Raw genomic sequence first — 12,695 nt, 5'->3', positions numbered from 1 at the left:
AGCCTCGAGAACGTTCTCCGCGCGTCATCGCCCCCGACGACGACAGACGCTGCGAGCGTCCTGCGCCGCGACTTGACCAGAAGCCATAGAAGGGTCCCCGGCATCCCCGTTCCGGGGGGCGCGAGCTGCACTCGCGCAGCGGTGACGGAGCACCGCCGAGGGGAAGCCGCTACGCGGCCTGTTTTTCTGTTTTCTTCACCTCTCCGCGGTTTCAACCTATCTCGCTCCGACGCCTCCGTGCCGACCTTTCCGGACGCGGGCGCAAGCGCCCTTATTTCGCCCGGAAAGCCCGTCACTACGGCGTCTCCACTCAATTGGTTTCATCCCGCCGGAGAGGCAACGAAAAACGATCAGGAAGACGACAAAAGCCCCGTAGTTTCACTAGAACCACGGGACCCGTCGCCTCAATGATCGCACATTGATCAAGGAGAAACCATCGTGAACACCACTGCAACCGGGACCATCGAGCACATCGACCCGACCGCCCTCGTGATCGAGCAGAACGTCCGCACCAGCGCACCGCTGACGAAGGAGTTCATCGACTCCATCCGTCAGAGCGGCATCCTGTCGCCGGTGCTCGGACGCCGCGACGAGCACGGAAACGTGATCGTCCGCGCGGGGCAGCGCCGGACCCTCGCGAGCCGTGAAATCGGCCTCGCGACGATCCCGGTCTACGTCGTGGAGGGCGACGACAAGACCGCCGAGCGGATCGTGCAGCAGATCATCGAAAACGACCAGCGCGTCGAACTCACCACCGCCGACCGCACAGCCGCATGGGCGCAGCTGTCGTTCGAGGGTCTGTCGGCCGCGAGCATCGCCAAGCGCACCGGCACCAAGGCCGCGACCGTGAAAGCGGGCCTGGCGGTCGAGGAGTCCGCGGTCGCGCGGACCGCGCTGCACGAGCACGAGCTGACTCTGGACCAGGCTGCGGTCATCCTCGACTTCGAGGACGACGAGGAGGTGCGCGCCGACCTCATCGCCGTCGCCACCACCAACCCGAGCCAGTTCGCCCACACCGCGGAGCGCTACCGCAAGGCGCGCGCCCGCCGCGTCGCCGTCCTCGTGGAGGAATCCAACCAGGAGGCCGTGGGATTCGTCATCCTCACCCGCGAGCAGGTCGACGGCGAGGGCAGCCCGTGGGTCAGCATCGACCCGCTGCGCACCGAAGACGGCAAGCGCGTCACCGCCGAGCACATCGCGACCATCGAGCCGCGCGGCGTCCTCGTGAGCACCATCTACGACGGCAACACCCACGTCTCCTACGCGATCCAGGACCCCACGGCCCACGGATTCAGCTACGCCTACAACGCGCCCGCCGAGCCCGAGACGGACGAGGAGAAGGCGGCGAAGTCCGCCGAGCGCCGCATCCTCCTCGCGAACAACCGCGCCTGGATCGCCGCGGAGACGGTGCGCCGCGAGTGGATCGCGACGCTCCTGTCCCGCAAGACCCTCCCGAAGGACGCGGAGCGCGTCATCGCCCTGGGGCTGACTGCGCACCGCTCCTCGGTGTCTGGCGGGATGAGCAACGGCAACGCTCTCGCGCACACCCTCCTCGGTGTCACCCAGCCCTCCGGCTACCACGCCGACGCGCTGGCCCCGCTGATCGAGGCGAACCCCGCGAAGGCCCGACTGGTCGCGCTGGCCATCGTCCTCGCAGGGCAGGAGGCGAACACGAGCAAGGAGTCGTGGCGCCGCGGCGACGCCCGCGCCGCCGCTCACTTCCGCCAGCTCGCCGCCTGGGGATACGCGCTCTCCCCGGTCGAGCAGGTCGTCACCGGCGACACCACCGCCGCCGACGCCGCGGCTCTGAGCTAGCCCGCTCCGCGGGGACCGGCATCCGCCGGTCCCCGCCCCTCCTCCCTCGACTCTGCAGAAAGGCCCACCATGACCACCACCACGACCCCCGCCCCCGACGTCGACGTGTGGGGACACACCGCCGAGCTGCGCGCCGCGCAAGACGCCGTGAACGCTGCCGCCCAGACGGGCGAGATCCGCGCCCTGCACGCCGCGGTGCGCGTGCTCTTCACCGCTGCCGCCCGGCACGCCTGGCCGACCGCCAAGGCTCTCGTGTTCAAGCGCGAGAGCGTCGGCACGTTCTCCGGATACTGGGCGCTCTACCGCGTCACCGACGCGGGGCACCGGGTCCTCCGCGAGTGGGAGGACGAGCCCGACGAGATGAGCGACGAGAGCGACGAGGAGCGCGTCGCGCTCGACCTCATCACGAACAGCCACGAGACGCAGGACTACGCCGACACCTTCGGCCCGCTCCGCGAGGGCGTGGCGGTCGGATACCACCTCTACATGCTCTGAGCGCGCGTGCGGGCCGACCCGAAACGGGCCGGCCCGCACGAGGGGGAGAGCCCCCTCGACCCCCCCCGGTCACGCGGATGGAACGGCCACCCGCGCTCGAGCGGCGATCAGCGGCGAGGGCGCGGCCGGTGCCGCTTGCCCGCTCGGATGTTGCGGTTCTCGATCACACCAACGACGGCCAAGCCGATCGCTACGGCGACGAGGAGGAACCAGCCCAGGACGTTGAACCACTCGCCCGAGAACGCGGCGAACGTCTGCTCGCCGGCGATGCTCGCGAACATCAGCGACAGCCCGAACCAGACCATCCCGTTACTGATCAGCGCAGCTCGAGCCAGGGGAGTGCGAGGAGTGGTCATGGCGTCACTGTCGCATTCGCGACTGGGACTGCCCCCAGCTCTCAGAGCGGCCTACTCTGACGAGGCAGCGTCGAGCGGGGTCTTCATCCCCTAGCTCCGCTGTCGCGGACCCCGCCATTCGCCCCGATTGGCCGAGGGACCGCGCGCGGCCTTCGGTGCGCGGGCGGCTCACAGCCCCGCCGGCGGCCGCACCTGCCGGCGATGCGCCCGCTGCAACGCAGGAAGTTGACGCATCGCCATGTGCACGAGGATCCCGCGCGTCACAGTGTCCGTGCCCAGCCGCTCGAACGCCGCCCGGGTGATCGGCTGGTTCCGGCAGAAGGTGTCGTGGAACCAGGCCCGGGGGAGGTAGCCCTCCGTGTAGAGGTCATGGAAGTAGACGCCGACTGCTTCTTTCAGCAGCAGATCCGACCACCGCTGCGCGGTGGCCGGAGGCAGCCGGAAGAACCTCACCGCCGACACCAGCCGCGTCGTCCACGCCCACACGACCGTCACCGCGGCCGCGAGGAACAGCAACGCCAAGAGCCACTGCCACCCATCGGCGGCAGTCACCACGGCCGCCGCCGCGAGCACGCCGGTCAGTCCGATGCTCACCAGCGCGATGGGGATCGCGGCCAGCAGTGACCGGCGCTCCGCTGCGCGCAGCGCCGTCGCCACATCGCCGCCCCTGCCGAGCTCGCCCGCCAACGTCGGGCATCGCGTCGTCTCCGTGAATGAATCCGGCACCGCAGTTCCCCGCAGATACCGCTCATCGAGAGCGCGATGCAACGCGGCATCACGCACCTCGTTGTCATCCGCGCCGGTCAGAAACCCCGCCGGGATCGCGTACTGATGCGCCACGAACGCCAACAGCTCCGGCGACGGCTCCACATACTCGTCACCGTCGCCAAGGACGTCGGCGGCGGGGGAGTAGCGCACCATCTTCCCGGCCTTCGCGAACACCGGCCGCGCGACTGCCGAGCGCACCCGCTCCCGGTCGCCGCCATCGTCGTGTGCGGTGATCAGAGCGGCCATCCGCGCCCAGGGGCTGCGCAGCAGAGCCGCCGTCGACAACGATGCAACCACCGGCACCCCTCCCGATGCGCTCGTCAGACCATCAACGGTAGTCCCGATCTAGTGGGCGTCGTCGTACGCCTTCTGCACGTCCGCGGGGATACGGCCGCGCGAGGAGACCTCGTGCCCGTTCTCCGCCGCCCACTCCCGAACCGCCTTCAACCGCTCCGGGGCGGCCTTCGCTCGAGCGGGCGACGCCGAACCGGCGTTGCCGTCCCGGCGCACCCGCCGGCCCGCGTCGACGTACTTCTCGAACACGGCGCGCAGCGCGTCGGCGTTCTCTGCCGACAGATCGATCTCATAGTTCGCACCGTCGATCGAGAAGTTGACGGTTCCACCGTCGCCCTCGATCGGAGTGCCGTCGAGATCATCGATGAGAGTCAGCTTCTGTGCCATCAGGGGGCTCCTACTGCTTAGTAAAGATGAATATGTCTAATGTGCTCTTACGGCTCGGTCATGTTCTGCCGCATCATAATGGACGTTTCAGTAGCTGCTATTCCAGCAAGCCGTCGACGTGCCAACGAATAGTGTAGGCGACGTATGGCTCGAGAATGTGAATTGTATTTCCGACATCCTCGGGCATATATTCAAAGACGGGCTGCGGTGTCCCGCTCGCAGGGTCATTGCCTGGTAGATCTTGGAAGATTTCGCCGACTTCGGCGTCCTCATTGTCCGCCTCTTTCAGCGCGGCCTCTAGGGGTTTTGTCGCCAGCGCGCTCATTTGTGCCAGTTTGCCGCCGACCTTTACGTCTCCTGACTTCTGGTCCCTGAGCATGCTGTCGATTTGTAGATTCAGCTCGGTGGGAGAAAGGTCGAGAGGGGGACCGAGCTCCTTGAGGGCAGCGATTATGACCTGGTAGCCATCATATTCACGCCCATCCACAAGAGTGTGAGTTTTTCTCTTCTGCCCGCGCACAAGTGGTCCGCCAATGAATCTCTGAACCCACTTTATTGCGCCTTCATCTCGGACTTCGCGGTAGAAGTCCTCCCAGTCGGCTGGCTCGTTCACAAGGGTGGGTTCGTCGCACTCCTCGATTACATCGTTGACGGTCTCGACCAGCTCAAGACACAGTTGCTGCATGATCTGAGGACTGCCGTAGCTATTGGCGGCCAACTTCTCCCCGAGACCAAGGTGGTCTTCGAGCCGGAGCTTAGGAAAGCCAATGCTGGCGATTTCTGCCAAGTCCGTAGATGCCCACGGCGTGACCTCGACCACTGCCGTTCTGCCTCCCATATCCGAGACAAGGTCGGTGCTTTCTGCGCGACGGTGGGGCAGTGTGATGAAGATGATGCAGGCGCCGGCGAAAGCAACCGGCTTAAGCGCTTGCACGAGTGACTTCCGAACCCCCCGGGGGATGAAGTGGAAGTCGTCAACCACCACGGTGACGCGACCACCCTTTGCGTAGATGGTTTTAACCGCCTCAAGAGCGGCTTGCTCGGGGTTGATTGTTGTGTTGGACGAAGAGCCAATATCGGTGGTGTGCTCACCCCCAACGTCCGCTCCAGCTTCGCCAACTCCGAAAAGACTTAGTTTGCTGAAGAATCCCCATTTGCTTTTATCTCCTGTCACCTTTGACTGCGAAGTTTCGCTAGGGATCCCAAAATATGTGGCGAAGCGGGTCCAAAAGTCTTCGACCTTCTGGATAGCATGCCCTTGAATTACAAATGCATTCGGAGCTTCTTTTTGAGCAAGTACAGTCTTGCCCATTTTGGTAGGACCGACAACCGACACAAGCATTCCGCCGCGCCGGATATGTTTGCGGAGCCTGGCGGCAGCGCCATCGTCCGCGCGGTCGACGTAGGTCAGAGTGGTGTTCTTCCCGGGGGTGAACACGTCGCTAGATCGAATCTTCGTCACGAGGCCACCTTAGTGTCTACGGCCGTGGCTTGGTCAACTATCTGATCGACTTGGCTTCGGTCACGGCGTCGTCTTCGGCAAGATCCGGATACGATCACCCACTTCAAGCCTCGCGCTAAACCTCACCTCCGTCAGTATTGATTCAACTGCAATGTCTCCCCGTGCCCATAATGTGAGGATCTGCATCGCCTTCGCCACGGCGTCGCTCTTGCCGGCGCTCGGCGCGGCCTGCGTCAAGGTGAACATCGCTTGCAGCACGTCGAGGATCGGTTGATCTTCCTTTGAAAGACGAAGTGTAAGTTCATTGATTGCCGCACCATACTTTGCCACCTCGGCGCCGTCACGAGCGGCTACGACCACGTGATCGTGCCGCTGCGCCCGACGATGAAGCCGCGCTACCCGCTGACCCCGATCGACGTCTACGCCGCATGGACCCGGAAGGACGGGCTGCCGCTGGACCCGTGGCTGCGCACGCACATGCGGATGGGCGCGACGGTCCTCGGCGTCGCCCCTCGGTCGCAGGTGATGACCGGCACCGTCGCCCAGTGGGAGGAGTGGACCGGGATGGCCCTGCCGACATCGGGGGAGTACGTCATCCCCGGCGACCTCTCGACGCTGCGCGTCGACCGCGACGCGGACGAAGGGATCTACGTGGAGCCGAACATCTGGGTGCAGCACCGCTGAGCCGGCGGGTGCTGCTCTCGGCCGCGCCATGCGCGCAGCCGAGAGCAGGGCGGCACCGGAGCCCCTTGCCCGGTATGGCCGCTCGCGGTGTCAACGAAGTCCCCACTTCTCGACCGCACCGCACCATTAGACACGACGTGCCAACGGTGGCGATGCCCAGCGCACCCGGTCGAGCAGTTTCTACTTGCGGTCACGTCGCGCCTCGCGGCGCATGAGGACTACGAACCCCACGATCACGAACAAGACGACGAAGCCGACCGCCACGAACGGCAGGTAGTTCAGGAAGAGCAGCAGCAGCCCCGCCCACAGGTCGAAAGTCATCCCGGTCAGGTCGGGACCGCGGCCGGCGGGAGCGGGTCGAGCAGGTGGGGTCCGTTGTTGCGGACGCTGTTCACATCGCGGGACACCTCGTAGTGCTCGAGGTCGTGCGCGACCGCGAGCGACTCCCACTCGAGCAGCTGCATCAGAGCGTCGACGTCGAGGTGCCCGCCGAGCCAGTCGTCGTACCCGTCCGGCGTGATGCACGCCGGCATCCGGTCGTGGACCTCACCCGGCGCCACATGCGAGTCGCGAGTGATGATCGCCGTCGACAGCCGCCACTTCTCCGGATCGTCCTCCGCCTTCGACGGGTCCGGCCACGCCGACACGATGCCCGCCATAGCGAGGGCCGCGTCGGGCTCGTAGATGAAGTGCGGCTGCTTCCCCGTCTCCGTGACCGTCCACTCGTAGTAGCCGGCGGCTGGGATCAGCACCCGCGACGTCGCGAACGCCTTCCGGAACATGGGCGAGCTCGCGACCGTCTCGATCCGCGCGTTGATCGGCTGCGGCCGCTGCTTCTTGAAGTCCTTCGCCCACACCGGCACGAACCCCCAATGCACGGTCGGCGCCGACCGCTCCCCGTCGCGCTCACGCACGACCGTCACCGGCGACGTCGGCGCCACGTTGTAGTTCGGCCGCAGGCCGGCGAAGTCGCCGGTGAAGAGGTCCGGGAGCAGGCCCTCGGTGTTGTCCTTGACGACGAATCGACCGCACATGCGCTCAGCCTACGGACGGGACCGACCGCGCCCACCGATCCATTGAAGGATGCCGATCGTGACGACCGAGACCACGGCCACGAGGAGGAGGAAGGGAAGGGCGCCCAGCAGCAGGAACAGCACGAAGCTGTCTCCACCCTCGAACCCATCCACGAGTGCAGCCGGGGCTCAGGAGGAGTTAGGAAGCCGGCGTGAGCGGCCCGGTCGTGAAGTCACTGCGACCGTCCCCGCCGCAGACCTGGAAATCGGAGGGCGTGTCGATTCCCGGGCCGGCGCCGTCCGAGGTGACGAGCACCCGGACAGTCGTCGCGGTAGTCGGCGTGCAGTCGTATGCGCCGACCGCCGAGAGCTGGCCCTCCGCCTTCGCCGACTCACCCGGGGCGAGAGCCCCCGGGAACGCTTCCGCACCCGACGTGCCGGCGCTGGTGAGCTGTGTGCCATCGGCGCCGAGCATCAGAACGCCCGGCCACCCGAAGTACGAGCACGCCTGATCCGAGGCGTTCGTGAGCACGATCGCAAACCCTTCCTGGCCCGCCCCGGAGAGCTCGGGCCGGTCCTCCACCGTGGCCGTGAGCTGCGTGTCCTGGCATGGGTCCTCTGGCCACACCGGACCGGCCGCTTCCCCCTGCGCAGTCGCGGTCGGCGTGGGAGTAGTCGAGGCGGTCGACGTCGGAGTGGCGGTCGCGCTCGACGCCGGTGCGGCATCCGATGTCGACGCCGGAGCCCCCGTCGTCGAACCGGCGCAACCGACGAGCGCAAACACGGGAAGGGAGAGCAGCAAAGCGAGGGTGGAGCGGCCGGTCCGAGTCGCCATCATCCGGCGAATCTACCCTCGACAGCTCGATCCGAGTGAGCCGATCTATGAGCCGTCGACGGCGTTTTCCTCTCCCGCCCGGCTCGGGTGTCCGGTCGGGGATCGTTTACCGGTTCTCGCGGTGCCCCGTTTCGTGGTGCTGCTCTCGGCCGCGACCGAGCCGCGGCCGAGAGCAGTGCGACACCGGCGCCCCCGCGCCGATCTGTCGCTCGGCCGAACGAAGTCCCCACTTCTTGGCCGCGTCGCCACAGTCGAACCACGAACGCCGACGGTTGCGGCTTCCGGACTGCCCCTGCGGCAGGTCTGTAGCGGCGAGCAGGGACCCGGCGACGCAGCGTTCCTGCTTCGCTCACTTGTTGGCGACCTGCCAGGTGCCGTCCACTCCGGCTCCCTGACTTTCCTCGAGACCGACCTAGGAGCGGGCAGGGGTGGAGCCTTAGCAGCCGCCGACAAAGCCGCTTGCGATCAGCGGAACGACGACGGTGGCGGTGACGCTGGCCGCGACGAGGACGGCGACTCGTGGCAGCGTCCTGGTGATGCGTCCAGCGATCGTCGCGGCGATGAGCATGATGCTCAGTTCTGCGATGGGAAGAAACCCCAGGTTCGAAAGGGTCAGTGCGGGCTCGGGTCCTCTCCGGGTGTCCCACGGGTCCCAGAGGAGAGAGGAGAGCCAGGTCCCGGCCCAGCCGGGTATCACTGCGATGAGTGCCATGGGGCCGGCGGTTCGATGGTGACCGTCCAGCGTCTCGTCACGGCCCGCGCAAAGGACGAACAGAGCGAGAAGTATCGAGGCGACGCCGGCGACTGCCAGCAGAGCGCGAACGTCTGACGCCCCAAGGTACCCGGGACAGTCGTTCCCGCCGACCACGGCTGCCACCGAGAGCGGAGACGCAAGCCCCGCCACAAGGATCGCGATGAACCGTGCGACGCTTCCCAATCCGAGACGGCGCCAGGTTCGCGCGCCAGACCGCTTCGTCCTCGATCGCACGTGCTCCTCCTGATGCTGCACAGGCCGGAGCTCACTCATGCAGCGAAGTCTCGCAGGAGAGGATCACAGTTGCTCCTAGTCCATGGGCTGTCTCACATGGGGATCGATCTGCGGGACGCTTTCAGCGGACCGCTCGGAGGGGCTTGGCGTCGTCGTCGCTTGCTGGTGATGCCGCCAGGGTCGACCGCAGGTCTTCTCGTGCTCGTTGGTAGCGGGTGCGTGCGGTGGACGCGGGGACGCCGAGGAGGTGTCCCGCTTCGGTGATGGAGAAGCCGTCCCAGTGGATGAGGCGGACGAGTTCGGCCTGTTCTGGCGCGAGCCTGGCGATCGCGTCGCGCACGTCGACTCCTTCGTCGGCGGGGCGTCCTTCGGTGGAAGCGGTCGTGAGGACGCCGCGGAGCCGGCTGGAGAGGTCGGCTCGCCTGTTCTCAGTGCGGGTGCTGTTCGAGAGGACGTTCCGGGCGATGCCGAACAGCCACATCCTCGACTCCTCCGCGGTGCGGGGGAGGGCACCGACGCGGCGCCATGCGGTGAGCATGACGTCCGCGAGCGCGTCGGCGGCGTCCTCGAGAGGGAGGCGGCGTTGTAGGTACTTGAGCAGGTCGGGCGAGGCGACGCGCAGGGCCTCGGTGAGTTGCTCCGCCTCATCGATCTTCCTGCGGGTCACCAGGTCGCTCCGGGGCAGTGGGCTTCGCCGGCGATGCTGATGTTCGCGGCGTCGACGTCGACGTTCTGCGCAGTGAGTTCGGCGTCGAGGGCGTTGCTGATGATGCGTCCAACCGCGGTCGAGTACTCCCGGTCGGCGTTGTAGAACTCGGTGCCGTAGCCGGCCGACGTGCGGGATCCGTCAGCGTTGATGAAGGATTGGTCCTCGGTGCGCAGTTGCGCGACGGTCTCCTCGAGCGCACCGTCGCTGAGGAGAGCGTCGATGTCGGTCGTCTGGTAGAAGTTCTCGACTACGGCGACGGCCGCCGGATCGGTCCCTTGAACGTCTCCCATGCGCTCCTCGCATTGGACACCGCTGGGCAGCGAATAGGTGATCGAGGCGTCCGGCGTCTCCGCCCACGGCGACCACGCGCCCGTCGCCGCGGCGGCCGCTGTCGCCATGCCACCGAGTAGTACCAGCGAAGCGACTCCGGCGACCGCAGGACGGGCCCAGCGGTGGCGGCTGACGCGGGCCTCTGCCGCCGCGAGCTGTTGCAGCTCGGCCAGCTCGGCGGCGACGTCGTCCGTCACTGTCGATGTGCGGGGGCTGGACTCATTCAGCAGGACGTCCAGGGGGTCTCGGTCAGGGGCGGCAGTCATGACGGGCTCCTTCGAAAGCGGGTTCATCCTGTACATGTCCACCCGACCCGCAAACGTCTGCCGCAGCACGAAATCGGCTCGCCGCCCTCGTCAGGGCGCCGGCGACCACGCCGGACGTCAGGTCGCGAGGGACGCGGCGAGCTCGGCGGGCGCTCCGGCGGAGCGGGGCTGCCACGACTCGAAGACGCCGTAGGCGATGATCCGCTCCGCGGTCGACAGCAGCGGATTGCAGCTCGTCATCGTGATGAGGCGGTCGGTCGGAGCGACGTCGCTCGTCCAGGGGACCGGATCGATGACCTGCACTTCGGAGGGCTGCACGTATTCGAGGTTCCGGAACCGGTAGGTGTACCAGCCGTCGGCGGTCTCGATGTAGATCGCATCACCCAGTTGCAGCTCATCGATGAGGTGCATTCCTCCGCCGGCGGCGGAGCGGTGCGCGGCGATCGCGAAGTTCCCCACTTCGCCGGGCATCTGCGTTCCCGGGTAGTGGCCGATACTGCCCACGTCGAGCACGTTCTCCGCGTCGACGCCCTCAGCGATCGTGCGCACCCACCCCTCGCCGTACCGGGGGATATAGAGGTTGCCGAACGTGGTGTCTAGAGCTGCGACTGGCGCGATCACTGGGTCGCCGGGGGCGGCCGGCTCAGCACTCGGCTCGGACGGCGCCTCAGCGGACGGGGCGTCATCACCCCAGCTCTGGCGCAGCTCGGCCGCTTGATCTTCCTGCCGGCCCGCGATCACGGCGTCGTTCCACCACAGCTGCCAGGCGAGGAACAGCAGAACGAGGACCCCTGCGGTCATCAGCAGCTCGCCGAGGACGCCGAAGAAGGACAGGCGGCGACGAGCCGAACGGCGTCGGCGCCGCGACACGTCCACGGATGACGAAGCGGTCATGCGCAGGAGTCTAGGTGTGCCGCTCTCACCGGCATCGCTACGGGAGACGTCTCGTGCGGGAATCGTTCGACGGTCCGACGTTTTGGGCCACTGCTCGTTCTCGCGCGCCGTCGCCGTCCCTTCCGCTGCCTGCCCTGACCCACTGGCAAGCGCGTCACCGCAAGCGAATCGCGTCGCAGTGTTCAGCCCGGAGTGCACCGGGCCGAACGATCAGATAGCGACGGACGGTGTAGTAGCTGCTCCATCCGGCGTGTTTGTGCGAATACTCGGGTTCCGGGTGCGTGACGGGTAGACGAGGGCTAGACCGGCAGCTGCAATCCAGCACGCCGTCCAGAGGCCGTGTCCGGGAGTGCCGTCGGCGCTGCCCCATTCGACCCAGAAGAATCCGGGGTCTGCCACAGGGCAGGCGAGAACAACTGCTGCAACCGTCGCTACCCCTGCGGGAACCCAGGGAACGAGGCGTGCGACCACCAGAGCTACAACGACGAGAGCGAGGGCACCCCAGAGATACAGAAGGGGCATGAGGTCGTACGACGACATGGCCTCAGCGCAGGACGGGTTCATTTCATTCCATCTAGCGCCCGTGCATGGCTGCCAGTAGGACGACGTCGCCCAGGTCACCCACAGCGCGACGCCCATGAGCGTAGCTGCGCACGCCAACCGGACTAGAGCCTTAGTGTGCTGGCGTCGCCCCATGCTGAAAATGCTAGTCCGCCGACCGTCCCGGTGGACGATCGTTCATCGGTGCACGCAGACGCGACACCGAGCGCCTGTCGTTCCTCACGGTCGCCTGCACAGCTCGTCGCTGCGTCCCAAACCTCGTGCAGATGACCGTGAACGTTCAGGTCTTCGAGTTCGTCTGCACAACCGACGTGAGCGCGCCGGAATCGTCAGCCGCAGTAGTGATGCTCGAGTACTTCACCCCTCGAAGAAGTAGTGCAGCACTCACCCCGCCGACTACAGCCGCCACGACACCGAGACCGACAGCGATCCCCGCCGTCATCGGATCACCCACGACGGCAGCTACGCCGGCCGCAACAACCCACGGAACGCTCGACCCTACGGCCGGCCCAATAGGGCTGATCAGCGGGGACGACTCGGTGGCTCGTCCCGACCGCAGAGTGATCAGAATCGCCACGAATCCTCCGGCGACGGCAGCCAGGGCACTGACCCCACCGATAATGGCGCCCACCATAATCAAGTAGGCGAAGGCGCCCCACCCGCCCTGTTCGCGGAAGTCGGAGTTACCCGTAAGGACCAATCCCAGACCGAGCAGCGCACCCAGCACCACGCCGACGGGTACAGCACAGAGAGCGGCCCTCCGATGAAGATGGACGATCTGCCGCATGTAGCCACGTTAGCCGGAGAGTCTCCCGGTCAGCGCAATGGCCGTCCCGTA

The 12,695-nt window shown here is 66.7% G+C and carries 17 protein-coding genes; 3 read left to right on the top strand and 14 right to left on the bottom strand.

Annotation, left to right across the window (positions count from 1 at the left end; all coding sequences use genetic code 11):
* The first annotated feature begins 438 nt into the window (after positions 1-438).
* A complete protein-coding gene (locus tag C5C37_RS14625; RefSeq protein WP_104339163.1) occupies positions 439-1,815 on the top strand; it encodes a ParB/RepB/Spo0J family partition protein in 1,377 nt (458 codons plus the stop codon).
* 69 nt (positions 1,816-1,884) lie between these two features.
* On the top strand, positions 1,885-2,310 hold the full coding sequence (locus C5C37_RS14620; RefSeq protein ID WP_104339162.1) for a hypothetical protein: 426 nt from the start codon (positions 1,885-1,887) through the stop codon (positions 2,308-2,310).
* Between the two features lie 107 nt (positions 2,311-2,417).
* Here the strand turns inward: C5C37_RS14620 and C5C37_RS14615 are convergent, their stop codons facing one another.
* From C5C37_RS14615 to C5C37_RS14595, 5 genes are all read right to left on the bottom strand, one after another.
* Complete coding sequence (locus tag C5C37_RS14615) at positions 2,418-2,666, bottom strand: hypothetical protein (RefSeq protein WP_146082275.1); 249 nt, start codon at positions 2,664-2,666, stop codon at positions 2,418-2,420.
* Positions 2,667-2,834: 168 nt separating this feature from the next.
* A complete protein-coding gene (locus C5C37_RS14610) occupies positions 2,835-3,680 on the bottom strand; it encodes a hypothetical protein (protein WP_146085245.1) in 846 nt (281 codons plus the stop codon).
* A 99-nt stretch (positions 3,681-3,779) separates the two neighbouring features.
* Entirely contained in the window at positions 3,780-4,115 is a 336-nt protein-coding gene (locus tag C5C37_RS14605; RefSeq protein WP_104339161.1) for an Lsr2 family protein, read from the bottom strand.
* A 97-nt stretch (positions 4,116-4,212) separates the two neighbouring features.
* Complete coding sequence (locus C5C37_RS17240) at positions 4,213-5,577, bottom strand: hypothetical protein (protein ID WP_146082273.1); 1,365 nt, start codon at positions 5,575-5,577, stop codon at positions 4,213-4,215.
* A 60-nt stretch (positions 5,578-5,637) separates the two neighbouring features.
* Entirely contained in the window at positions 5,638-5,937 is a 300-nt protein-coding gene (locus C5C37_RS14595; protein ID WP_146085244.1) for a hypothetical protein, read from the bottom strand.
* Positions 5,938-5,943: 6 nt separating this feature from the next.
* On the opposite strand from C5C37_RS14595, the gene C5C37_RS14590 reads away from it, so the two are divergent.
* Entirely contained in the window at positions 5,944-6,261 is a 318-nt protein-coding gene (locus C5C37_RS14590; protein ID WP_146085243.1) for a hypothetical protein, read from the top strand.
* Between the two features lie 180 nt (positions 6,262-6,441).
* Here C5C37_RS14590 and C5C37_RS17640 read toward each other — a convergent pair whose 3' ends face one another.
* From C5C37_RS17640 to C5C37_RS14555, 9 genes are all read right to left on the bottom strand, one after another.
* Positions 6,442-6,582 carry a hypothetical protein gene (locus C5C37_RS17640; RefSeq protein WP_181074970.1) on the bottom strand — a complete coding sequence of 47 codons (141 nt, stop codon included), beginning with the start codon at positions 6,580-6,582 and terminating at the stop codon, positions 6,442-6,444.
* 5 nt (positions 6,583-6,587) lie between these two features.
* Entirely contained in the window at positions 6,588-7,295 is a 708-nt protein-coding gene (locus C5C37_RS14585) for an SOS response-associated peptidase (RefSeq protein ID WP_104339159.1), read from the bottom strand.
* A 9-nt stretch (positions 7,296-7,304) separates the two neighbouring features.
* Positions 7,305-7,448: a hypothetical protein gene (locus C5C37_RS17635; protein ID WP_181127433.1), complete on the bottom strand. Its 144-nt coding sequence runs from the start codon at positions 7,446-7,448 to the stop codon at positions 7,305-7,307.
* Between the two features lie 25 nt (positions 7,449-7,473).
* On the bottom strand, positions 7,474-8,112 hold the full coding sequence (locus tag C5C37_RS14580) for a DUF4232 domain-containing protein (protein ID WP_104339158.1): 639 nt from the start codon (positions 8,110-8,112) through the stop codon (positions 7,474-7,476).
* Positions 8,113-8,545: 433 nt separating this feature from the next.
* Positions 8,546-8,821, bottom strand: a complete 276-nt coding sequence (locus tag C5C37_RS17235; protein WP_146085242.1) for a hypothetical protein — start codon at positions 8,819-8,821, stop codon at positions 8,546-8,548.
* Positions 8,822-9,218: 397 nt separating this feature from the next.
* A complete protein-coding gene (locus tag C5C37_RS14570; protein ID WP_104339156.1) occupies positions 9,219-9,764 on the bottom strand; it encodes an RNA polymerase sigma factor in 546 nt (181 codons plus the stop codon).
* Complete coding sequence (locus C5C37_RS14565; protein WP_146078851.1) at positions 9,761-10,402, bottom strand: hypothetical protein; 642 nt, start codon at positions 10,400-10,402, stop codon at positions 9,761-9,763. The genes C5C37_RS14570 and C5C37_RS14565 overlap by 4 nt, the downstream gene beginning before the upstream one ends.
* A 117-nt stretch (positions 10,403-10,519) precedes the next feature.
* Positions 10,520-11,296, bottom strand: a complete 777-nt coding sequence (locus tag C5C37_RS14560; protein WP_104238310.1) for a class E sortase — start codon at positions 11,294-11,296, stop codon at positions 10,520-10,522.
* Positions 11,297-12,137: 841 nt separating this feature from the next.
* Positions 12,138-12,644 carry a hypothetical protein gene (locus C5C37_RS14555; protein WP_146076974.1) on the bottom strand — a complete coding sequence of 169 codons (507 nt, stop codon included), beginning with the start codon at positions 12,642-12,644 and terminating at the stop codon, positions 12,138-12,140.
* Between the last annotated feature and the right edge of the window lie 51 nt (positions 12,645-12,695).

This window comes from Rathayibacter sp. AY1F9 (assembly GCF_002932155.1).
In the GTDB taxonomy this organism is placed as follows: Bacteria; Actinomycetota; Actinomycetes; order Actinomycetales; family Microbacteriaceae; genus Rathayibacter.
The sequence above is the reverse complement of the archived record's forward strand: the minus strand, read 5'-3'. Positions and strand labels throughout refer to the sequence as shown.